The 22,112-nt window shown below is 74.1% G+C and carries 22 protein-coding genes and 1 riboswitch; of the genes, 10 read left to right on the top strand and 12 right to left on the bottom strand.

Annotated features, from left to right (window positions below):
- Together AB0J10_RS17385 and AB0J10_RS17380 are read left to right on the top strand one after the other, a co-directional pair.
- A complete protein-coding gene (locus AB0J10_RS17385; protein WP_363062380.1) occupies positions 1-756 on the top strand; it encodes an SDR family oxidoreductase in 756 nt (251 codons plus the stop codon).
- Positions 757-1,380: 624 nt separating this feature from the next.
- Entirely contained in the window at positions 1,381-2,022 is a 642-nt protein-coding gene (locus AB0J10_RS17380; RefSeq protein WP_363062378.1) for a universal stress protein, read from the top strand.
- A gap of 185 nt (positions 2,023-2,207) precedes the next feature.
- Here the strand turns inward: AB0J10_RS17380 and AB0J10_RS17375 are convergent, their stop codons facing one another.
- The 6 genes from AB0J10_RS17375 to AB0J10_RS17350 form a co-directional block, all read right to left on the bottom strand.
- The gene (locus tag AB0J10_RS17375; RefSeq protein WP_363062376.1) at positions 2,208-2,399 is read right to left on the bottom strand and encodes a DUF6381 family protein; all 192 of its coding nucleotides are present in this window, start codon (positions 2,397-2,399) and stop codon (positions 2,208-2,210) included.
- A 208-nt stretch (positions 2,400-2,607) separates the two neighbouring features.
- A complete protein-coding gene (gene amaP / locus AB0J10_RS17370; protein ID WP_363062374.1) occupies positions 2,608-3,195 on the bottom strand; it encodes an alkaline shock response membrane anchor protein AmaP in 588 nt (195 codons plus the stop codon).
- A complete protein-coding gene (locus tag AB0J10_RS17365) occupies positions 3,192-3,863 on the bottom strand; it encodes a DUF6286 domain-containing protein (RefSeq protein ID WP_363062372.1) in 672 nt (223 codons plus the stop codon). The genes amaP and AB0J10_RS17365 overlap by 4 nt, the downstream gene beginning before the upstream one ends.
- Positions 3,860-4,282, bottom strand: a complete 423-nt coding sequence (locus AB0J10_RS17360) for a hypothetical protein (protein ID WP_363062371.1) — start codon at positions 4,280-4,282, stop codon at positions 3,860-3,862. The genes AB0J10_RS17365 and AB0J10_RS17360 overlap by 4 nt, the downstream gene beginning before the upstream one ends.
- 6 nt (positions 4,283-4,288) lie before the next feature.
- A complete protein-coding gene (locus AB0J10_RS17355; protein WP_363062369.1) occupies positions 4,289-4,480 on the bottom strand; it encodes a hypothetical protein in 192 nt (63 codons plus the stop codon).
- Positions 4,481-4,504: 24 nt separating this feature from the next.
- Entirely contained in the window at positions 4,505-4,957 is a 453-nt protein-coding gene (locus tag AB0J10_RS17350) for an Asp23/Gls24 family envelope stress response protein (protein WP_269731124.1), read from the bottom strand.
- Positions 4,958-5,076: 119 nt separating this feature from the next.
- Here AB0J10_RS17350 and AB0J10_RS17345 point away from each other — a divergent pair, with 119 nt between their 5' ends.
- Positions 5,077-5,904 carry a hypothetical protein gene (locus AB0J10_RS17345; protein ID WP_363062366.1) on the top strand — a complete coding sequence of 276 codons (828 nt, stop codon included), beginning with the start codon at positions 5,077-5,079 and terminating at the stop codon, positions 5,902-5,904.
- A gap of 231 nt (positions 5,905-6,135) precedes the next feature.
- On the opposite strand, the gene AB0J10_RS17340 is transcribed toward AB0J10_RS17345, so the two are convergent.
- The 3 genes from AB0J10_RS17340 to AB0J10_RS17330 all read right to left on the bottom strand — a co-directional run bounded on the left by AB0J10_RS17340 (position 6,136) and on the right by AB0J10_RS17330 (position 9,537).
- Entirely contained in the window at positions 6,136-6,927 is a 792-nt protein-coding gene (locus tag AB0J10_RS17340) for an enoyl-CoA hydratase/isomerase family protein (RefSeq protein ID WP_363062364.1), read from the bottom strand.
- A gap of 139 nt (positions 6,928-7,066) precedes the next feature.
- Positions 7,067-7,288: a helix-turn-helix domain-containing protein gene (locus AB0J10_RS17335; protein ID WP_017948860.1), complete on the bottom strand. Its 222-nt coding sequence runs from the start codon at positions 7,286-7,288 to the stop codon at positions 7,067-7,069.
- A gap of 650 nt (positions 7,289-7,938) precedes the next feature.
- Positions 7,939-9,537: an ABC-F family ATP-binding cassette domain-containing protein gene (locus tag AB0J10_RS17330; RefSeq protein WP_363062362.1), complete on the bottom strand. Its 1,599-nt coding sequence runs from the start codon at positions 9,535-9,537 to the stop codon at positions 7,939-7,941.
- A gap of 361 nt (positions 9,538-9,898) precedes the next feature.
- Between AB0J10_RS17330 and AB0J10_RS17325 the strand changes: the two genes are divergently transcribed.
- The gene (locus AB0J10_RS17325; protein ID WP_363062360.1) at positions 9,899-10,789 is read left to right on the top strand and encodes a neutral zinc metallopeptidase; all 891 of its coding nucleotides are present in this window, start codon (positions 9,899-9,901) and stop codon (positions 10,787-10,789) included.
- Positions 10,790-11,059: 270 nt separating this feature from the next.
- Here AB0J10_RS17325 and AB0J10_RS17320 read toward each other — a convergent pair whose 3' ends face one another.
- The 3 genes from AB0J10_RS17320 to AB0J10_RS17310 form a co-directional block, all read right to left on the bottom strand.
- Positions 11,060-12,436, bottom strand: a complete 1,377-nt coding sequence (locus AB0J10_RS17320) for a hypothetical protein (protein WP_363062359.1) — start codon at positions 12,434-12,436, stop codon at positions 11,060-11,062.
- Positions 12,437-12,747: 311 nt separating this feature from the next.
- Positions 12,748-13,875 carry an alpha/beta fold hydrolase gene (locus tag AB0J10_RS17315; RefSeq protein WP_363062357.1) on the bottom strand — a complete coding sequence of 376 codons (1,128 nt, stop codon included), beginning with the start codon at positions 13,873-13,875 and terminating at the stop codon, positions 12,748-12,750.
- 59 nt (positions 13,876-13,934) lie between these two features.
- On the bottom strand, positions 13,935-14,648 hold the full coding sequence (locus AB0J10_RS17310; RefSeq protein WP_363062355.1) for a class II aldolase/adducin family protein: 714 nt from the start codon (positions 14,646-14,648) through the stop codon (positions 13,935-13,937).
- Between the two features lie 398 nt (positions 14,649-15,046).
- Here AB0J10_RS17310 and AB0J10_RS17305 point away from each other — a divergent pair, with 398 nt between their 5' ends.
- From AB0J10_RS17305 to cobO, 6 genes are all read left to right on the top strand, one after another.
- Positions 15,047-16,303, top strand: coding sequence for an inorganic phosphate transporter (locus tag AB0J10_RS17305; protein WP_363062353.1), 1,257 nt, complete (start codon positions 15,047-15,049; stop codon positions 16,301-16,303).
- 12 nt (positions 16,304-16,315) lie between these two features.
- The gene (locus tag AB0J10_RS17300) at positions 16,316-16,537 is read left to right on the top strand and encodes a hypothetical protein (RefSeq protein ID WP_363062351.1); all 222 of its coding nucleotides are present in this window, start codon (positions 16,316-16,318) and stop codon (positions 16,535-16,537) included.
- Positions 16,538-16,662: 125 nt separating this feature from the next.
- Positions 16,663-16,823, top strand: a riboswitch (cobalamin riboswitch).
- 30 nt (positions 16,824-16,853) lie between these two features.
- A complete protein-coding gene (locus tag AB0J10_RS17295; RefSeq protein WP_363062349.1) occupies positions 16,854-17,837 on the top strand; it encodes a cobalamin biosynthesis protein in 984 nt (327 codons plus the stop codon).
- A complete protein-coding gene (locus AB0J10_RS17290; RefSeq protein WP_363062347.1) occupies positions 17,834-19,387 on the top strand; it encodes a cobyric acid synthase in 1,554 nt (517 codons plus the stop codon). The genes AB0J10_RS17295 and AB0J10_RS17290 overlap by 4 nt, the downstream gene beginning before the upstream one ends.
- A 38-nt stretch (positions 19,388-19,425) precedes the next feature.
- Entirely contained in the window at positions 19,426-21,489 is a 2,064-nt protein-coding gene (locus AB0J10_RS17285) for a putative cobaltochelatase (protein ID WP_363062468.1), read from the top strand.
- Positions 21,489-22,097: a cob(I)yrinic acid a,c-diamide adenosyltransferase gene (gene cobO, locus AB0J10_RS17280; RefSeq protein ID WP_363062345.1), complete on the top strand. Its 609-nt coding sequence runs from the start codon at positions 21,489-21,491 to the stop codon at positions 22,095-22,097. The genes AB0J10_RS17285 and cobO overlap by 1 nt, the downstream gene beginning before the upstream one ends.
- Positions 22,098-22,112: the final 15 nt, after the last annotated feature.

The following is a 22,112-nucleotide window of genomic DNA, read 5'->3' as shown; positions in this document are numbered from 1 at the left end:
ATGGATCTTGGACTGAAGGACCGCGTCCACGTCGTGACGGGGGCGACCCGCGGGCTGGGCAACGCCGCCGCCCGGGCACTGGCCGCCGAGGGCGCGAAGCTGATCATCACCGGAAGGAACGCGAAGGCCGCCGCGGAGGCGGCTGCCGGGATCGGCCCGGACGCCGTCGGCGTCGCCGCCGACAACGCCGACCCCGATACCGCCGAGCGGCTGATCGGGGCCGCCCGGGAGCACTTCGGCCGCTTCGACGGCGTACTGATCAGCGTCGGCGGCCCCCCGCCGGGCTTCGTCGCGGACAACACGGACGAGCAGTGGCAGAGGGCGTTCGAGTCGGTGTTCCTGGGCGCGGTCAGGCTGGCCCGGGGCGCGGCGGCGGCGCTGGGTGAGGGCGGGGTCATCGGCTTCGTGCTGTCCGGCTCGGTCCACGAGCCGATTCCCGGCCTGACCATCTCGAACGGTCTGCGTCCCGGTCTGGCCGGTTTCGCCAAGTCGCTCTCGGACGAGCTGGGCCCGCGCGGAATCCGCGTCGTGGGACTGCTGCCGGCCCGTATCGACACCGACCGGGTGCGCGAGCTCGACGCGCTGTCGGGGGACGTGGACGCGGCCCGTGCCGCCAACGAGTCCCGCATTCCGCTGCGGCGCTACGGCACTCCGGAGGAGTTCGGCCGCACGGCGGCGTTCATGCTCTCGCCCGCGGCGTCCTACCTCACGGGTGTGATGCTGCCGGTGGACGGCGGGGCGAGGTCCGGTTTCTGACGGGATGACGCGGCCGGTGGACGGCGCGGCGAAGTCCCGCTTCCGACCCGGGTGTCCTCGGGGGCCGTGCGAGGACGGCGGCGCCTTCCGCCCGCAGGGCTCGGCATTCGCTGGAGACGGCCCCGGTGGCAGCAGGTGTTCCGGGCGCCCCGGGCGGCGCCGGACCGTCTGCGGAGGAACCCGCAGCGACCGAGCCGCCCCGGCACGCGGTGCGTCTTCGGCCGACGCATCCGGACGAGCGCGCCACCCCGCCCTTGCCGTGGCGGGGCCCCCGAGCCGCGGCCGCCGGCTGTACCCGTCGCGGAGGCGGACGCCGCCCGTACCCCGGCACGCGGCGCGTCACCGGCCGTCACCCCCGAGCAGCAGACGCGGTCGGGTGTCCCGCGCCTCCCCCTGGCGTCCCGTCGGGCCTCGCCGTCGTCCGGCCACCTCCGAGGTCGGACCCGCCCTCCTCATTGGCATTCCATACGGATATGCACAAGTGTGGTGAACAAGGAGGAGGTGTATATGGACGGCCTGCCCCTTTGCCCCGCACGGGACGGCGCCGGACCATTCCCCCCGCACCACGGTGGCAGTCGTCGCCTCACGCGCGACCCGCCACCCCGACCCCACCTGGAACCTGCCGTGAGTGATCTCGCGTTCGTCCTCGTCGTCGGGGGAGCCTGGGTCGCCACCGGCCTCGTCACCGCCTGGTGGATGGCACGACGCGGTTACCACCATTGGGGGTGGCTGCTCATGGGTGCCGTTTTCGGGCCGATCCTGGCCCTTGTCGCCGGCGAGCGCATCCAGCCGCCGCATGCGGGACCGCTCGCGCGGATGGAAGTCGGTGCGCCCGGGCCGGGCGGCCTGAGGGTGCTGGTGGGCGTGGACGGCTCCAGGGCGTCGCAGGCAGCGCTGGACCTGGCCGTCGACCTGCTGGGGCCGTACGCCGAAGCCCTCGTCGCGGTCGAGGTGGTGGGATACGACGCGGCCGACCACCAGGGGGACCCGAGCATCACCGCGGCCAGGAACCGTCTGGGGACCGTCGCCGAGCGGAGCGGCGGGCGGGTGACGGAATGCGACATCATCCCGGGTCCACCGGCGCAGGCTCTGGTGAACTACGCCAGGGAACAGGACTTCGACCTCATTGTCGTCGGCACACACGGGAGGGGCCTGTCACGTCGCCTGCTCGGCAACGTCGCCTGGGAACTGGTGCGTCAGCACACCGTCCCCGTTCTCGTGGCGGGCGAGCACCGGCGCGGATCCCCCGAGGAGGCCCCCGGGTGATGTGCCGCTGTGCGCACCGGGTGGGGCGCCGCACGATCCGGGGGCGGGGCACGGCCCTTCTCGGCTCGGCTCGGCTCGGGATCCCTCCCCGCGTCCTCCCGGCCACGGCGCGGGACCGGCCGGCGCGGGCCCGTGCACGCGCCGGCCGGTGACATGTGCCGGCCGGTGCGTACGGGCACGGGGGGTCACTCCATGGGGTAGATGTCCCCGGATCCCATCGTGCTCTCCTGCTCACTCTGCTCCTGGAGCCTGCGCGCCTTCTCCTTGAGCCGCCGGCTCTCCTCGGGATCGTTCACGCGTTCCGCGGCCTGCTTCAGCTCCTCGGCCTTCTGCCGCATCTGCCGGACCCGGCCGCCGACCTCGTCTGACATGCTCATGACCTCCTTGGTGTCGCTTTCAGCGGACCACTCTCAGCGAACCAGTGCCCCTGGCGACGCGCATCCCGAACGCCGCTCACACCCGAGACGGAGGACATCCCGGAACGCCTGCCGGGGGGATCGCCCCGGCGGCGCGCTCGCGGGACCGGAACGGCATGCGGATCGTGTCCCGCCCGCGACGACTGGGCCCCGGGCCCGTCAACCCCGCTCATGTAACCCGCTTCGCCCGGTGCCTCCGGGCCCGCAACCGCACCTCCGCGGGCAGCGACGCCAGCCCTGCCGAGTCGCGCGCGTGCGCCAGGGCCTCGGCCGAGAGGCGGTGCAGCGTCTCGCCCGGTGACGCGAAGGGCTCGAGGAGCAGGCGCACACGGGCCGCCGGGGCGGTGCGGCGTCCGTGCAGTACGACCTGGGTCCGGGACACGCCGTCCAGGTCCTCGGCCTCCCGCACGAGCACGGCCTCCATGGCGCGGCCCCGCAGCAGGGCCCCCTCGCCGTCACCGCTGTCCACCAGCACCTCGGCCAGCCGGGAGCGGCGGAACTGCGCCAGCAGCCACCAGAGCGCGAGGAGGAAGACGACCGCCAGCACCGCGATCACCACGGGCCACCACCAGCCGTGGTCCTCCCACCGCCCGCGGCGGCTCTCGCTCAGCAGTACGGCCCCGGCCCCCCGCCACGGCCACCAGGACGGGACCGGCAGCCCCAGCCCCGCTGCCAGGACCGCTCCCCCCGGCACGACGAGCACCAGACCGGCCAGACCGATCAGTACCCGGTTGACGACCCGGAGCATCGCGCTCATCCTTTCTTCGCCGGGCGGCGCACCTGCACCGACAGGGCCGGCCGCCGCACCAGTCCCAGCTCGCGGATGCCGTCGCCCAGCACGGTGTCCAGGTCGGACCGGACCTCGTCGAGTTCACGGAAGTGGGACACCGCCCTCACCCCGACCCGGGACCGCCGCACCCGCACCCGCACGGACTGCACTCCCGAGACCTCCATCGCCCGGTCGCGCAGCACCAGTTCCGCGGCATCCCGGTCGAGACCGGCCCGTACGTCCCCTTCGCCCGCCCGGCGGCGCATGGGCAGCAGATTCCGCAGGCCCGGTGTCACGGCGAGCACCAACAGCCACGCTCCGACCACGACGGCCGCCCCCGCGCCCACCAGTACCCAGGTGTCGTCCACCGGCCTGCTCGCCAGGTCGTCGGCGAGCGACCGCCGCCAGCGCATCCCGGGCCGCTCGGCCCGTACGGAGACGACGTCGAACAGCAGCAGTCCCGCACCGGCCGCCACGACCGCCGCGAGCAGCGCGGCGGGAATCCGCCGCCGCGACCAGAAGCGGCGGGCGCCGCCGTCGTCCTCGGCCGCGGGCAGCGGCCGGTACGCGGCGGCGGAGGCCGACTGGTCCAGCTCCCGTACGGAGCCTCCGGCCGGTTCGCTCCCCCCTGCGGATCCCTTCACCGGTTCGCTCATCGGAGCCTCCCCTGGGCAGCCCGGCGCGTGTGGACGGAGTGCAGCCGCTCGACCTGTACGGCGACCTCCGGCACCGCCATTCCCGCCAACGCCTCTACCCGCTCCGCGACATGACGACGCACGTCACGGCACTGGCCTCCGATGTCGCTCGGGTAGTCGAGGTCGAGGCTGATCCGTACCCGGGCGTGGTCGTGGTGCACGGAGACCGTCGCGTGGGGTGCGGATCCGCCCTCCGGCACACGGACGAGTGCCTCACGGGCCGCCTGGGCGGCGATCTTCGCGACCACCCGGTCGGCGATCGTGGTCGCCCCCCGCTCGGCAGGGCGGATCCCCGTAGCCGCGGGGCGCGGGGGCACCGGTGCGGGCGGGCCCGCCGACGGTGCCGACGGGACCGGGGGCGGGGGTGTCTCGGCGGCCACGCCGGGTCACCCCCGCCGGTCGCCGTGCTCGCGGCTCCTGAAGAAGTCGCCCGGTTCGAGATCGCCGTCGAGGATGCGCCCGACGACGAACCCGACCGCCCCCAGCGCCGCCACCAGCAGGAACGCCGCGAACCCACCGAAGTATCCGGCGAATCCGAGGGCCATCCCGGCCAGCAGACCGGCCACCGCCATGCTCATTACGGGCTCCTCTCGTGAGCTCCGCTACTGGATCCGCGGTTCCGTCTCTTCGTCTTCCTCGTCCGGAAGTTTCACATCGCCCACGGCGATGTTGACCTCGACGACCTCCAGGCCGGTCATCCGCTCGACCGCGGCGACGACGTTCTCGCGCACGGCGCGGGCCACATCCGCGATCGCGACGCCGTAGTCGACGACGATCTCCAGGTCGAGTGCGGTCTGCTTCTCCCCCACCTCGGCCTTCACTCCACGGGTGACGGGCGGTTTGCCCCCCGGCACCCGGTCGCGCACCGCGCCGAAGGTGCGGGAGAGGCCGCTGCCCATCGCGTGGACACCGACCACGTCACGGGCCGCCAGCGCGGCGATCTTCTCGACGACTCCGTCGGCGATGGTGGTACGGCCCCGGGTCGCCGGATCGCCGCCGCCGCGCCGCACCGTGCCGGCCGGTTCCTTGGTCACACTGACATCCGTGTCGGTCATCGCCATGCGTACCTTTCCGGGCGGTGGTGAACTCCCGACTACGTTGACCACACTAAGTCCGCTTGCCCGCTCCCGCGCCGGAGGATGCGGCAGGCTGGAGCAATGACGAGGCGGTACGGATGACGACGGCCGAGGGCTGGACCGGGGCGGTACGGACGCGGCTCGGGCTGGGCAGACTGCTTCCGCTCGGTACCGCGGAGGACAGCGCCTGGCTGGCGGAACGGGCGGCGGAGCCGGTGCTGCGGCGGGCCGCCGGGGAGGTGCCCGGTGTGGTGCCGGGCGGCATCCGGACCGGACTCGCCGACCCCGGGGCGGCCGGGGCGCCGGCCGTCCCGCCGCCCCCGGCCGCGTTGCCTCCCGGACCGCTGCGGATCGAGGCGGATTTCGCGGCCGCTGCCGCGGTACCCCTGCCGGAGCTGGCCGAGCGGCTGCGCACCGCCCTGTTCGCAGCCGCCCGGGAACACCTCGGTCTGACGGTCGCGGTCGTCGACCTCCGCGTGACGGCGCTGCTGGACGCGCCACCGGAGGCGGACGGAGCGCCGGGGCCCGCCGGCACCCCCGTGGTCTCGCGGCCGACCGCCGCCCGACCGCAGGACGCGGAGACGGACGGAGCGGACGGGACGCGCCCCGCGGATTCCCCGCAGGAGCCGGGGCACGCGACCACCGCCGCGGGGAGTACCGGCGAACCGCGGGGCGGGGCCGGTGCCGGCGAGCTGCCGGGTGCCGTCGCCGCCGCCGCTGCCGCCGTTCCGGGCGTCGCCCGGCTCACCGGCTCGCTCGGGGCGGCCGTACGGGCCGACGCGTCGTCCGTACGGGTCGAATGCGCGACGGCGCCGGGCCATCGTCCCGTGGAGGTGGCCCGCGCCGTCCGCGCCGCGGTCGTCTCGGTTCTGCCGTCGCCCCTGCCCGTCACGGTCCTCGTCACGGAGGTCGGCACCGGGGAGTGAGCGCGGGCCGCCCGGGTACGCCCGCGCTCGGAAGGACGGACCCCGGGGCGCACGCCTCGGACCCGTGGCGCAGGGCGAGGGCCCTGCGGGAGCCGCAGGCCGCAGCCGGCCCCGTCCCCCACCCGGTTCGAAGGGGCCGGCTCGCCCGACGCCTGCGACCGGGGCGGCCCGCGCCGTAAGGGTCGGACCCGACCGGCGCGGCGCGGCACAGGAGGGGCCGGCCCGCGTCGTTCAGTCGGTGAGGCCCGCCAGATCACGCAGACGGCGTGCCTGCGCGGCGCGCTCGGCGGTGCGCTGGTCCTCGTACGTGCGCGATCGCGCCCCACGGAGCAGCGCCTTGGTCTCGATCACCGCGTCACGCGGCGCGGCAAGCAGTGCGGCGGCCAAGTCGCGTACCGAAGCGTCGAGTTCCTCGGCGGCCACGGCGAGGTTGGCGAGTCCGATGCGCTCCGCCTCCTCGGCGTGGACGAAGCGGCCCGTGGCACAGATCTCCAGCGCACGGGCGTAGCCCACCAGGGAGACCAGCGGATGCGTCCCCGTGAGGTCGGGAACCAGTCCCAGGCTGGTCTCGCGCATGGCGAACTGAACGTCCTGCGAGACGACCCGCAGGTCGCAGGCGAGGGCGAGCTGGAACCCGGCACCGATCGCATGCCCCTGGACAGCGGCGATGGACACGATGTCGTTGCGGCGCCACCAGGTGAACGCCTCCTGGTACTCGGCGATGACGGCATCGAGCTCGGCGTCCGAGCCGCGTGCCAGATCGATGAACGACGGCTCGCCGTCGAAGCCCTCCGGCGTGAAGGCCTGCCGGTCCAGCCCCGCGGAGAAGGACTTACCCTCGCCGCGCAGCACGACCACCCGCACGGTACCCGGCAGCGACCGCCCGGCCTCGGTCAACGCCCGCCAGAGAGCGGGGGACTGGGCGTTGCGCCTGGCCGGGTTGGTGAGGGTCACCGTGGCCACCGCGTCTTCGACGGTGAGCCGTACGCCGTCCTTGTCGAGCACAGAGTCCAGCGAAGTCATGAGGCGCCTCCGGTTCCGGTGCGGTCAGTGCAGCGAACATCAAGTGACTGCACAGTAACCACCCGGCCGACCGCGGGATCGGCCGGGTGGCCGACACCGGAGACCGGCAGGCCTCAGACGACGCTCGAGAACTCGGGCGTCAGGTCGACGCCGCCTTCTTGCCTCGCGTCGCCCCGCCGCGTCCACGCAGCGTGACTCCGGACTCGCTGAGCATCCGGTGGACGAATCCATACGAGCGGCCGGTCTCCTCGGCCAACGCCCGGATGCTCGCACCGGAGTCGTACTTCTTCTTCAGGTCTGCCGCGAGCTTGTCGCGCGCGGCGCCGGTCACCCGGCTGCCCTTCTTCAGAGTCTCGGCCACCCGTGCCTCCTCATGGGAAGTGCGCTCTGGACTCTCATGATCACCCCTACAGGGCTTCCTGGCCACCCATTCGACAAGGTCCGTACGACGAGCTTCGGCCTCGGTACGCACCGGAGCGCCGCCGGAGTACGGCCTTCCGGCGGCGCTCCCGGGGCCGTTCCATCGCCCCGGAGGCTGAAATTCCAGGTCAGGGGCATCCTCGCCGGCACCGTTGCCCCACACGGGTGGCGGGCCGTTCCGGCCGACCGCCACGCCGCGATACGAGACGCACTCACTCAGATGAAGGATCACGCGTGAGCCGAATGATCTATACGGAGTGGATCAGTCCGGTTGGATCCTCCCGGAGGGGGCACCCGGTCGGGGCCACGACCGGCTCCCGGGACCGATCGGTGCCGCCCCGTCGGACCGGCACCGGGTGGATCCCCCGGGCGGCACGGACGGGCTCCGCGGACGGCTACGGCCAAGCCTCCAGGAGCCGGCTCCGCGGACCCGGCTCCGACCGGGCTTCTCGGACCCGGCTTCACGGCCCCCGCCCCGGCCGGGCCTCCCGGACGGGAGTCACCGGGCCCGGAACCGTACGTACGGCACCCCGTCCGGCGGCCGCCAGTGGTGGTCCTCGGCGGCCGCCGGACACCAGCGGTGGTCCTGGCTCAGGCCAGGGCGACGAGATCCGCGTAGTCCGCGCCCCACAGGTCCTCGACCCCGTCCGGCAACAGGATGATCCGCTCCGGCTGCAGGGCCTCGACGGCGCCCTCGTCGTGGGTCACCAGGACCACGGCGCCCTTGTACGTACGCAGGGCCCCGAGGATCTCCTCGCGGCTGGCCGGGTCGAGGTTGTTCGTCGGCTCGTCGAGCAGCAGGACGTTCGCCGCGGAGACCACCAGCGTGGCCAGCGCCAGCCGTGTCTTCTCCCCGCCGGAGAGCACCCCGGCCGGTTTGTCGACGTCGTCACCGGAGAACAGGAAGGAACCCAGCACCTTGCGGACCTCCACGAGGTCCAGATCGGGGGCGGCCGAGCGCATGTTCTCCAGGACCGTGCGGTCCGGGTCGAGCGTCTCGTGCTCCTGGGCGTAGTAGCCCAGTTTCAGCCCGTGGCCCTCCAGGACCTCGCCGGTGTCGGGCTTCTCCACACCGCCGAGGAGCCGCAGCAGGGTGGTCTTGCCGGCGCCGTTGAGGCCGAGGACCACCACGCGGGATCCCTTGTCGATGGCCAGGTCGACATCGGTGAAGATCTCGAGCGAGCCGTAGGACTTGGACAGCCCCTCGGCCGTCAGCGGGGTCTTTCCGCAGGGCGCCGGCTCGGGGAAGCGCAGCTTCGCGACCTTGTCCGAGAGGCGTACGTCCTCCAGACCCGACAGCAGCCGCTCGGCGCGGCGGGCCATGTTCTGCGCGGCGACGGTCTTGGTGGCCTTGGCGCGCATCTTGTCGGCCTGGGCGTTGAGCGCGGCGGCCTTCTTCTCCGCGTTCTGGCGCTCCCGCTTGCGGCGCTTCTCGTCGGCCTCGCGCTGCTGCTGGTAGAGCTTCCAGCCCATGTTGTAGATGTCGATCGCGGAGCGGTTGGCGTCCAGGTAGAAGACCTTGTTGACGACGGTCTCCACGAGGTCGACGTCGTGGGAGATGACCACGAAGCCGCCGCGGTAGGTCTTGAGGTACTCGCGCAGCCACACGACCGAGTCGGCGTCGAGGTGGTTCGTCGGCTCGTCGAGCAGGAGCGTGTCGGCGTCCGAGAACAGGATCCGGGCGAGCTCGACGCGGCGGCGCTGGCCGCCGGAGAGGGTGTGCAGCGGCTGGCCGAGGACCCGGTCGGGCAGGTTGAGCGCGGCGGCGATGGTGGCGGCCTCGGACTCCGCGGAGTACCCGCCCTTGGTGAGGAACTCGGTCTCCTGGCGCTCGTACTGCTTGAGCGCCTTCTCGCGGGTGGTGCCCTTGCCCGTGGCGATGCGGTGCTCGTTCTCGCGCATCTTGCGGATCAGGACGTCGAGGCCGCGGGCGGAGAGGATGCGGTCCCGGGCGAGCACCTCCAGGTCGCCGGTACGCGGGTCCTGGGGCAGATAGCCGACCTGACCCGAACGGGCGATCTGGCCGGCGGCTGGGATGCCCTCGCCGGCGAGGCACTTGGTGAGGGTCGTCTTGCCCGCTCCGTTGCGGCCGACCAGGCCGATGCGGTCGCCCTTGGCGATGCGGAAGGTGGCGGACTCGATGAGGACGCGGGCGCCGGCGCGCAGCTCGACGCCGGAAGCGGTGATCACGGGAAGACTCCAGGACGGATGGACGGCGGAAGGACGACGGGGCGCGCGAAGGCTTCTACGCCGTCTGATCCATGAGGAGAATTGCCATGCGGGCCAGTCTACCGGGACCGGGCAACCGGATTTCTGTGGCGCCCGCCACGGCACACCCTGGGGACCCGGGACGGGACGGCGACGGGTGTCCGACCGGGGCGGGGCGGGCGGCCGCCCTTGTCGGGGCGGGGCGGGACGGGACGGAACGGCCCCGGCAGTCGGAACGCCGCGACGGACGGGACGAGCCCCGTTGTCGGGGCGGGGCGGGCGGGAGGTATCGGCGTAGCGATCAAAAGGGGCGAGGGGCACCGTACTGATCGATACTCGGGGCATGCAGTTCGACGACGACGCCGACCTGGACACCTCGGAGGTCCAGGATGTGCGCCGCAGCCGCGTCCCCGGCGGGAGAGCGACCGTCGGCGGCGGCATCGCCGGTCTTCTCGCGCTGATCCTCGGGCTGTTCTTCGGTGTCGGACCCGACCAGCTCGGGCTCACGGAGGACGGCACCGCTCCCGAGGCGACCTCCGAGTCCGCCGCCCAGGTGGCGCAGTCCTGCCGGAAGGGCTCCGACGCGAACACCCGTGAGGACTGCCGGGCGGTCGCCGTGGTCAACAGCCTCCAGGACTTCTGGCGGGCCGAGTACGGCCGGCGCGGGGGCCGCTACACGGACGCCTCGACCGTGCTCTTCAGCGGCCGGGTCGCCACGGCCTGCGGGACGGCGACCTCCGCGGTGGGACCCTTCTACTGCCCGGCCGACCGGAAGGTCTATCTGGACCTCGGCTTCTTCGACGAGCTGCGCAACCGGTTCGGGGCGACCGGCGGCCCGTTCGCCCAGGCGTACGTCGTGGCACACGAGTACGGCCACCACGTCCAGAACCAGATGGGCACGCTCGCCAGGGCCCAGGACCGGCGGCAGGGCGAGGGAAGCAACGCGGTGCGCGTGGAACTGCAGGCCGACTGCTACGCAGGGGTGTGGGCACGGCACGCGACGACCACGCCGGACGACAGGACCGGACGGCCGCTGCTCACGCGGCTGACGGCCGAGGACGTCCGCGACGGGCTCGACGCGGCCGCCGCCGTGGGCGACGACCGGATCCAGGAGCGGGTCCAGGGCCGGGTCACCCCCGAGACCTGGACGCACGGTTCGGCCGCCCAGCGCCGGCAGTGGTTCTACGAGGGCTACCGCACCGGCGACATGGCCCGGTGCAACACCTTCCGCTGAGCCGCCCGGTGACTCCCGGCGTCCGTCGGTTCCCGGCACCGGACGGGGACCCGGGTCACGCCCCGTCGGGGATCGAGGGCACCGGCACCGGCACCGGCACCGGCACCGAGGAATCCGGGAACCCGGCACCGACGCCACGACACCGCGGGAGGACCAACGGCACCGAGGAGAAGGGGTGGTCGGCGTGGCGAGGCACCGGGCATCTGAGCCTGCCGGCGGGCCGTCGCCGCCTCCGACACCGCGCCCCGGCGACGCGGCCCGGTCCCGCGGTCAGGCACCCCCGGTGTGCACCTGGAAGGCCGCCCGCCGCACGGCCTTCGCCAGGGCCGGGTCCGGGTGCGCAGCCGCGAGGGCGACCAGGACCTGCACGGTGCGCGGATGGCCGACGGCCCGGATCTCGTCGAGCAGGGCGGGGACGGTGCCCTGCACCGCCGAGTCCAGATGGCGTACCAGCAGGGCGCTCTCGCCGTGGTCCGCGACAGCGGCGGCGGTGTCCACCCAGAGCCAGGTCGCCTCTTCTCGCGTGAGCACCTCGGCGGCGTCCTCGGGGTCGCCGCCCTCGTACTCGGCGAGCCACAGCAGGGCGTAGGGGCGCAGTGAGGGCTCCTCGGCCGCGGCTCGGACATCGGCCTCGGCGGCCGCACCCACGACCCGGAGCGCTTCGAACGCCAGTCCGCGCAACAGGGCGTCCTCGCCACGGGCGGCGGCGACGAGTTCGGTGACCGCGCTGGAGACGGTACGGGCGGCGAGCCAGGCCCGGTACTCGGCGCGGGCGGGCCCGGGGCTGAGCCGCGCGCAGCCCCTGAGCATCTCCTCGGCGGACTGCTCGATGTGGCCCGCCGGGCTCTGCGCGGCGACGCAGATCTGCTCGAGCTTGACCCACACCGCCCAGTTGCCGAGCGGGGTGAGGGTGGCGTGGCCGTCGCCGAGGGTCAGTGCACCGACGGCCGCGAGACCCTCCAGGGCCCAGTCGAGCAGTGCGGGGAGAACGGCCTCCGGCGGTTCGGCGAGGGCCGCGGCCGCCGCGTCGGCGGGGGCGGGCTCGGGACCGTAGGGCACCTCGCAGCGCTCCTCGCGCAGTTCCGCCACCCGCTGCTGGAGCAGGTCGAGCAGGGCCGGCAGGAGCACGGGCCCGGCGGAGAGCTGGAGGAGGGAGAGCACCTGGGGGACGGCCTCCACCACTTCGGCGACGGCCGCGGGCGCCACGTCGGCGGGGGCTGGGTGGACGAGGGGCCAGGCGTCGAACAGGGCGACCCAGCCGCGCAGGACGGCGCTGTCGTCGCGGTTCCATGCGTTCAGCCGCCAGCCGGGGCGTGCCGTGCCGCCGTGCAGTTCCACGAGCCCCGCGAGCCGGGCGCGGTCCCAGCCGGCGTGGACCTGTCCCGGTGTCAGCCGCAGGTCCGCGGCGGCCCGTTCCCGCTCGGCGGCGCTGCCCTCGGCGTGGTGGGCTGCCGCCCAGCGGGCGATGCGCACCGCGTCGGCGAGGACCCCGCGCGCCTGGCCGGCCAGCTCCGCGGTCGGCGGCGTGCCCTCGGGCGGGCGCGGAGCGGGTCGCGTGCGCCTGTTCGTCACGGCGCGGCGGGCCGTGGCGGTGGGCCGTGGGCGGACAAGACGGAGCCTGGAGTCGCGCAGGTTACGGGACGTCACGGGGAGCAGTCTCCCCGCTGTCGGCCCGAAAGCCCAATCGGAAGGGGGGAACACGTACCGAGGGGTCGTCAGAGGGACTGCCGAGCGGCGGTCGCGGGGTTCCGGACCGGGCCGGCCGGGCCGCTGGATCTCCGGTGGCGCGTGAGTCAGGGCTCCCGCGTCGGGGATCGGGTCCGGTGCATCGGGTCTCCCCCGGCCCTCCGGGCCGTGCGGAAGGGCCGCAAGACGGAGGATCGCCCTCGTACTGGGCCCGCTCGGACGACTCCGACAACGCGGCGAGCGTGCGTGCCGGGCGCCCCGGGACAGCACACCTAGAGCAGCGGGGTGAGGAAGCGCCGGAGGGCCTCCTCGTATCGGGCCGGGTCGGCGTTCCACATGGCCGCGTGCGGGGCGTGCGCCACGGTGTGCAGACTGACCAGGTCGGGCCGCCGGGCCGCAAGTTCCCGCGACGGGCCCCAGGGGGCGATGGTGTCGTCCGGTCCGTGGAAGATCAGGGTGGGTACGCGCAGTGCGTCCGGGTCGGCGGCCGCCCGCAGCCGGTCGCCGTGGAGGCCCGTGCGCCCCTGTGCCGCGCGTACCGCGAGCGACAGCAGTGCGGTCGGCATGCGGCGGGCCGCGGCGAGGGACCGAAGAGTGGTCTCCCAGTCCAGGACCGGGGAGTCCAGGACGAGTCCGGCGATCCGCTCGCGAAGCGCGGAGTTGGCGGCGGCGTGCAGGGCCATTGACGCGCCGGTGGACCAGCCGTGCAGGATGACGCGGTCGGCGCCGCCGCGGACCGCGAAACGCACGGCCGCGTCGAGGTCGCGCCATTCGGAGTCACCGAGGTGCCCGAGGCCGTCGGGGGGCGCGGGAGCGCCGGGGTCGCCGCGGTAGGCGGGCGCCAGCACCGGCAGTCGCTGCTCGGTGAGGAACGGCATGAGGTTCATCGTGAGTTCACGCGTGGTGCCGAGGCCGTGCACCACGATGACCCAGGTCGAGCGCGGTCCGGGGACGAACCAGCCCGGCAGGGGCCCGAGTTCGCCCGGGATGTCCACGTCCTCGTGGTCGATGCCGAGCGCGCTGTCCGGGTCGCCGACGTGCAGCTGGGGGGTGAGCCGCACCTTGGTGCCGGGGTCGAGGCTGCCGCGCTCGACCCGCTCCAGCCGGCGGACCACGGTGTCCGCCGCGTGCGGCACCTGTTCCAGGACGGGGCCCGCGAGGGCGTGCACGTCGTGCCCGCAGAGCCCGTAGGTGCCGGGGCGCTGGGAGACGAGGCTGCGGGTGAGGGTGACCCGGCCCGGCCCGGTGGCGTGCACGGTGAGCCGCCCTTCACCGGGCAGGGGTCGTCCCGCGGGGGCCTTCAGCGCGGCGTCGCTGGCGTACCGGCCTGCGGCGAACGCGGCCGCGCCGAGACCGATGAGGGTGGTGACGGCCGCTGCCGTCGCTGTTGCCGGGCGCACCGTTCCAGTGTGGTGAGGTCCGTGCCGGGGTGCCAGTGGACCGGGCGGCGGGAGTGACGTCAGCGGGACTGGCCGTAGTCGCGGAGCTTCCCGGCGACCTCCCGGAGCTGCGACTCGGAGAGCAGGGCGGGGGTGCGTCCGGGGACGGAGACGGCAGTGAGCCAGAGGCGGCACATCCACTCCAGCTGGGCCGTGCGGTCGAAGGCCTGGTCCAGTGAGGACCCGTAGGTGACCGTCCCGTGGTTGCGGAGCAGGCAGCCGGTGCGGTCCGCCAGGGCGCGGAGCATGTGCGCCGCCAGCTCGCCGGTGCCGTACAGGGCGTAGGGGGCGACGCGGACGGGGCCGCCGAGGGCCGCCGCCATGTAGTGGATCAGCGGCAGTTCGTCGACGAGGGTGGAGACGGCCGTGGCGTGCACGGCGTGCGTGTGGACGACGGCCACCGCGTCGGTGGCGCGGTGGATCGCGAGGTGCATCGGGAGCTCGCTGGTGGGCGTGAGCTGCCCGAGGACCTGCCGCCCGTCGAGGCGGACACCGACGGCGTCCGCCGCGGTGAGCCGGTCGTAGTGCACCCCGCTGGGGGTGACCAGCACGATGTCGCCGGTGGGGCCGGGGACGCGTACGGAGACGTTCCCCGAGGTTCCCACGACCAGGCCGTCCGCGACGGTTCTGCGCGCCGTGGCCACGAGGTCCGACCAGGCCCGGGATATCGCCTCCCGCTCCTGGCCCTCCGGCTGTTCGTCCGGCTGTTCGTCGGGTTGCCCCTGTTCCGTCATGCGGCCGATCGTGTCAGTCCGGACCGGTGGCGGCGACGGCGGGCCGGCTCCGGGCCGCCGTCGCCGCACCCCGATGGCCGGGGCGTGGCGACGGAAAGTCCGGAGTGACCGGAATCTCTTTCGGCGTTCATCCAGGCGAAGGATTTTGATCACTTAGCGGCCACTTCGCGACCACCCTGGAGAGCTACAGGCCAGGAATTTGGCCGATTCCGATCGGTACGCCCCGGCCGCGAGCGCTCCCGGGACACCGCCGCAAGCGTCTCCGCAGGCATGAACGGAAGAGCCTCACTCCGCTTGAAGACACTCCAAAGCCCGCCCCAGTTCACCTTCCGTTCACTCAGCAACCCTACGTTCACCCGAGCCACTGACATCTGAACGATTGCCTGGGTACCCGGTAAATGGAGCACATCACCCTGCTGCTCGCGATTGTCGTCGTGACAGCACTCGTGTTCGATTTCACGAACGGCTTCCACGACACCGCCAACGCCATGGCGACGACCATCTCGACGGGTGCGATGAGACCGAAGGCAGCAGTGGCGATGTCCGCCGTGCTGAACCTGGTCGGCGCGTTCCTGTCCGTCGAGGTCGCCAAGACGATCTCGGGCGGCATCATCAACGAAGAGGGCATCCGCCCAGAAGTGATCTTCGCCGCGCTCGTCGGCGCGATCCTCTGGAACCTGCTGACCTGGCTGCTGGGCCTCCCGTCCAGCTCCTCCCACGCCCTCTTCGGCGGCCTCATCGGCGCCGCCGTGATGTCGGCCGGCTTCTCCGCCGTCAACGGGGGCACGATCGTCACCAAGGTCCTGATCCCCGCCGTCGCGGCTCCGCTCGTCGCCGGCCTCGCGGCCGTGGTCGCCACCAGGCTGACGTACCGGATCGGTGGCACGAACGAGAACAAGGCCACCTCCAAGGGCTACCGCGCCGGGCAGATCGCCTCCGCCGGCCTGGTGTCCCTCGCCCACGGCACCAACGACGCGCAGAAGACCATGGGCGTCATCACCCTGGCCCTGGTCACCGGCGGCGTCCTCGCGCCCGGCTCGAACCCCCCGATGTGGGTCATCGTCTCCGCCGGTGTCGCGATCGCGCTCGGTACCTACCTCGGCGGCTGGCGCATCATCCGCACCATGGGCAAGGGGCTGACCGACCTCCAGCCGCAGCAGGGCTTCGCCGCCCAGACCAGCGCCGCGACGGTCATCCTGGCCTCCTCGAACCTCGGCTTCTCGCTCTCCACCACCCAGTCCTGCTCGGGTGCCGTGATGGGCGCCGGTCTCGGCCGCAGGGGCGGTGTGGTCCGCTGGTCCACCGCGACCCGGATGTTCGTCGCCTGGGGCCTGACCCTGCCCGCCGCCGCCCTGGTCGCCGCGGCCGCGGAGTTCCTGACCAAGCAGGGCACCTGGGGCATCGCCGCCGTGGCCGTGCTGCTCGTCGCCGGCTCCGGGGCCATCTGGGTGATCTCGCGCCGCAAGCCGGTCGACCACACCAACGTCACGGACGACGAGGTCGAGCCCGCGGGCGTCGTCACCGCCGCCATCGCGGCCGTCACCCCGCCCCCGGCCGGTGCCGCCACGACCCCGGTCACCGAGCCCGAGGCGCTGAAGGCCACCGTCCCGGCCCAGGCATCCGAGTCCACTGCGGCGCCCGCCGCCACGGTGTAAGGAAAGAACAGCATGAAGATCGACTGGGCAGCTCTGGGCTCCGTCTTCGGCGTGAGCCTCGTCGTGACCGTCGCCCTGGTGGGCCTGTTCACCCTGGGCATCGCGGGTCTCTCCAAGCAGGAGGCCGCGGCCGCGCAGGGAGGCTCCGCCGGCCTCGCCCGCACGGGTGCGTACGCCTGCTTCGCGCTCTGCGCGGCGGCGGTGGCCTTCGGGATCTATCTGATCGTGGTCTGACCGCCGTACGGCACCTCCTCGCACAGGGGCCGGGCCCACCTCCGGGTGGTCCGGCCCCTGTCGTGTGCGCGCCCGCACCCGCCCGGTGTGGGCCTCGGCACACTGTCCCGTCGCAGGTCAAGGGCGAGTTGACGGGCGTTCGGGGACCGTGGTGGACTTCCGGAGCCATTTACGGCGGCAGAAGAGGAAGCCGGTGCGAATCCGGCGCGGTCCCGCCACTGTCACGGGTGCGCTCCCTCACGGAGCACCCCGGAGCCAGGAACTCTCTCCCGCCGGTCACGTCGAGCCAGGGCGCGGACCCTGAGTGAGGACGAACATGCCTGCCGAACCGGGGAGGCCGGGCGTGCCGCGCCCGGACATCACGTTCGCGTACGGCGCCGCGGCCGGACTGGCCGGCGACCTGCTCCTCGGCGATCCACGCCGCGGGCACCCGGTCGCCGCCTTCGGCCGGGCCGCCGCCGCGGTCGAACGGAGACTCTGGCGCGACCACCGTGGCTGGGGCGCCCTGCACACCGCGGTGTGCGCCGGCGGCGCGATCGCCGCGGGCGCGCTGGCCGCCGCCTTCGCACGCCGATCGCGCGGCGCCGCCGTCGCCCTGACCGCGACCGCCACCTGGGCCGTCGTCGGCGGCACCTCGCTGGGCCGGGAGGCCCGGTCGATCGGCGGGGCGCTGGCGGCCGGGGACATCGAGGTCGCCAGGGAACGGCTGCCGCATCTGTGCGGGCGCGACCCGCAGGCACTGGACGGCCCCGGGATCGCCCGCGCCGTCGTCGAGTCCGTCGCCGAGAACACCTCGGACGCCGTCGTGGGCGCGCTGTTCTGGGGCGCGGTCGGCGGCGTGCCCGGACTCGTCGGGTTCCGCGCCGTCAACACCCTGGACGCGATGGTGGGTCACAGGTCCCCCCGCCACCGGCGGTACGGCTGGGCCTCGGCCCGCCTCGACGATCTCGCGGGCTGGCCCGGGGCCCGGCTCACCGCGGCCCTGGCGACCGCCGCGGGCGGCGACCCGCGCGGCGCGGCACGCGCCTGGCGCCGCGACGCCGCGAAGCATCCGAGCCCCAACGCCGGTCCCGTGGAGGCCGCGTTCGCCGGGGCCCTCGGCGTACGGCTCGGCGGGACGCTCTCGTACGGCGGCCGGGTCGAGCACCGGCCCGTGCTCAACGGCGCCGGCGGCAGGGCCGTCGAGGTCGCGGACATCGAGCGGGCGGTACGGCTCTCGCGGCGCGTGGGGGTGCTGGCACTCGCGGTGTGCGCGGGCGGGCGCCTCGCGGCCGGGGCCCTGGGGCGGAGGCGCACATGAGCGGGGGCGGGTTGCTGGTCGCGGGCACCACCTCGGACGCCGGGAAGAGCGTCGTCACGGCGGGGATCTGCCGCTGGCTGGTGCGCCGGGGCGTGAAGGTCGCGCCCTTCAAGGGGCAGAACATGTCCCTCAACTCCTTCGTCACCCGCGAGGGCGCCGAGATCGGCCGGGCTCAGGCCATGCAGGCGCAGGCCGCACGGGTGGAACCCACGGCCCTGATGAACCCGGTGCTGCTGAAACCCGGCGGCGACCGGTCCAGCCAGGTCGTGCTGATGGGCAGGCCCGTGGGCGAGCTGAGCGCGCGCGGCTACCACGGAGGGCGCCAGAAGGCGCTGTTCGAACCGGTGATGGACTGCCTGGACGAGTTGCGGAACACATACGACGCGGTGATCTGTGAGGGCGCGGGCAGCCCCGCGGAGATCAATCTTCGGCGCACGGACATCGTCAACATGGGCATCGCCCGCGCGGCGCGCCTCCCCGTGCTCGTCGTGGGCGACATCGACCGGGGCGGGGTCTTCGCCCAGTTCTTCGGCACGACCGCGCTGCTGGCCCCGGAGGACCAGGAACTCATCGCGGGATACCTCGTCAACAAGTTCCGCGGCGACGTCACGCTGCTGGAGCCGGGGCTGGAGATGCTCCACGCACTCACCGGGCGGCGGACGTTCGGGGTGCTGCCGTACGCGCACGGGCTCGGCATCGACGAGGAGGACGGGCTGCGGGTGTCGCTGCGCGGCACCGTGCGCGAGTCGGTGGTGGCACCGCCGGTCGGTGAGGACGTGCTGCGCGTGGCCGTGTGCGCCGTGCCGCTGATGTCCAACTTCACCGACGTGGACGCGCTCGCCGCCGAGCCGGGCGTGATCGTGCGCTTCGTCGACCGCCCGGAGGAACTGGCCGACGCCGACCTGGTGGTGGTGCCCGGTACGCGCGGCACCGTGCGCGCCCTGGAGTGGCTGCGCGAGCGCGGTCTCGCCGGCGCGCTCGCCCGGCGCGCGGCGGAGGGCCGGCCCGTGCTCGGCATCTGCGGCGGATTCCAGGTGCTCGGCGAGCACATCGACGACGAGGTCGAGTCCCGGGCCGGAGCCGTGCCGGGGCTCGGACTGCTCCCCGTCCGGGTGCGGTTCGCCGCGGAGAAGACGCTCGCCCGCCCGTCCGGTGAAGCGCTGCGGCAGCCGGTCGAGGGCTACGAGATCCACCACGGCGTCGCCGAGGTGCTCGGCGGCGAACCCTTCCTCGACGGCTGCCGGGTCGGTGAGGTGTGGGGCACCCACTGGCACGGATCGCTGGAGAGCGACGGATTCCGCCGGGCGTTCCTGCGGGCCGTCGCCGCGGCGGCGGGCCGGCGCTTCGTCCCCGCCCCGGACACCTCCTTCGCCACCCTGCGCGAGGCCCAGCTCGACCGCCTCGGCGATCTGATCGAGGAGCACGCGGACACGGACGCGCTCCTCCGTCTCATCGAGGGCGGCGCGCCCTCGGGCCTGCCGTTCATCCCGCCGGGCGCACCCGACCTCCCCGGTCCGCCCAGCGCCGGAACCCCTGGAGCCGCACAGTGAGCAACGCCCCCCACTACCCGTTCACGGCGGTCGTCGGCATGGACGACCTGCGGCTCGCCCTGCTGCTGAACGCGGTCAGCCCGGCCGTCGGCGGAGTGCTCGTCCGCGGGGAGAAGGGCACCGCCAAGTCGACGGCCGTGCGCGCCCTCGCCGCGCTGATGCCGGACGTCGACGTGGTCGCCGGATGCCGGTTCTCCTGTGCTCCCGGGGCGCCCGATCCGGGCTGCCCGGACGGCCCGCACGAGGCCGCGCCCGGCACGGCACGCCCGGCCAGGATGGTCGAGCTGCCCGTCGGCGCCTCGGAGGACCGGCTCGTCGGCGCCCTCGACATCGAACGGGCCCTCGCGGACGGGGTGAAGGCGTTCGAACCCGGTCTGCTCGCCGACGCGCACCGGGGCGTGCTGTACGTGGACGAGGTCAATCTGCTCCACGACCATCTGGTCGACCTGCTGCTGGACGCGGCCGCGATGGGCGCCTCCTACGTCGAGCGCGAGGGTGTGTCCGTGCGGCACGCCGCCCGGTTCCTGCTCGTCGGCACGATGAACCCCGAAGAGGGGGAGCTGCGGCCGCAGTTGCTCGACCGCTTCGGACTGACGGTCGAGGTCGCCGCGTCCCGGGAGCCGGACCAGCGGGTGGAGGTCGTCCGGCGCAGGCTCGCCCACGACGACGACCCCGCCGCCTTCGCGGCCCGCTGGGCGGACGAGGAGGCGGCGCTGCGCGAGCGCATCGTGACCGCGAGGACGCTGCTGCCCCGGGTGGAGCTCGGGGACGCGGCGCTGCGGCAGATCGCCGCCACCTGCGCGGCGTTCGAGGTGGACGGCATGCGCGCCGACATCGTGATGGCCCGGACCGCGACGGCGCTGGCCGCGTGGGCGGGCCGTGCGGACGTCCGCGAGGAGGACGTGCGGCAGGCCGCGCTCCTCGCGCTCCCCCACCGGCGCCGGCGCAACCCGTTCGACGCGCCCGGCCTCGACGAGGACAAGCTCGACGAGACGCTGGAGCGGTTCGGCGGGGACGACCGGCCGGACCCGGACACCGACCCCGATCCGGACCCCGACACGGACCCGTCCGGCCCGGACGGCGGCCCCGGCGGTGGAGGCGTCCCGCCCCAGGGCCAGGGGCCCGAACCCGGCCCTCCCGCGGAGCAGCCCGAGCCCCCGGAGCCGCCCGCCGGGCAGCCCGAGCCGTCCGAAGCCGCCGGGGCGCCGGCCGCGGGAGCCGGCGCGGGCGACCGGGCCGCCGAGCGGGCCGCGGAGCCGTTCCGTACGAAGGTGCTCAGCGTGCCCGGTCTCGGCGAGGGGGCGGCGGGGCGCCGCTCCCGGGCCCGCACCGAGCACGGCAGGACGACCGGGGCGCGCCGGCCGCGGGGTGCGCTGACCAAGCTGCACCTGGCGGCGACCGTTCGGGCGGCGGCACCGCACCAGCGTGCCCGCGGCCGTCTCGGACCGGGGCTCGTGGTCCGCCGGGACGATCTGCGCCAGGCCACCCGCGAGGGCCGTGAGGGCAACCTCGTGCTCTTCGTCGTCGACGCCTCCGGCTCCATGGCGGCCCGCCGGCGCATGGGTTCCGTGAAGGGCGCGGTGCTGTCGCTGCTGCTGGACGCCTACCAGCGCCGGGACAAGGTCGGCCTGGTCACCTTCCGCGGCACCGGCGCCGATGTGGCACTGCCGCCGACCTCGTCCGTGGACGCCGCCGCCGCACGGCTGGAGGAGCTGCCGACGGGCGGCCGGACACCGCTGGCGGCCGGGCTGCTGAAGGCCCATGACGTCCTGCGGGTGGAGCGGCTGCGCGACCCGTCGCGGCGGCCGCTGCTGGTCGTCGTGACCGACGGACGGGCGACCGGGGCGCGTGGCGGCGACGCCCTGGCGCTCGCCGGACGCGCCGCCCGGCTGCACGCCGCCGAGGGCACGGCCTCGGTGGTCGTGGACTGCGAGGCGGGCCCGGTGCGGCTTGGTCTCGCCGGGAACCTCGCCCGTGACCTCGGCGGCACCGCCGTCACCCTGGACGAGCTTCGCGCCGACAGCATCGCGGGGCTGGTCCGGGACGTACGCGCGGCGACGACGGGAACCGACAGCACGGTCCGCAACAGGAGGGCAGCGTAGTGCCGCAGGGAAAGCCGGACGTGGTTCCGGACGACGGTCTCACCACCCGCCAGCGCCGCAACCGACCGCTGGTGATGGTGCACACGGGCATCGGCAAGGGGAAGTCCACGGCCGCCTTCGGGATGGCGCTGCGCGCCTGGAACCAGGGCTGGCCGGTCGGGGTGTTCCAGTTCGTGAAGTCGGCGAAGTGGAGGGTCGGCGAGGAGAACGCCCTCAAGGTCCTCGGCGCGAGCGGCGAGGGCGGCACGGTCCACTGGCACAAGATGGGCGAGGGCTGGTCGTGGATCCAGCGTCCGCCGGCCGAGGGCGAGCAGTCCCACGAGGACAAGGCGCGCGAGGGCTGGGAACAGGTGAAGCGCGACCTGGCCGCCGGGACGTACAAGTTCTACGTGCTCGACGAGTTCGCCTATCTGCTGCACTGGGGCTGGATCGACACGGCCGAGGTGATCGAGGTGCTGCGCGACCGGCCCGGTACCCAGCACGTCGTGATCACCGGCCGCAACGCCCCGCGGGAACTGCAGGAGTTCGCCGACCTCGTGACCGACATGTCCAAGGTCAGGCATCCGATGGACGCGGGCCAGAAGGGCCAGCGGGGCATCGAGTGGTAGAGCGAGCGGCAGGCA

It is taken from the genome of Streptomyces sp. NPDC049887 (genome assembly GCF_040656535.1).
Lineage (GTDB): Bacteria > Actinomycetota > Actinomycetes > Streptomycetales > Streptomycetaceae > Streptomyces.
The sequence above is the reverse complement of the archived record's forward strand: the minus strand, read 5'-3'. Positions and strand labels throughout refer to the sequence as shown.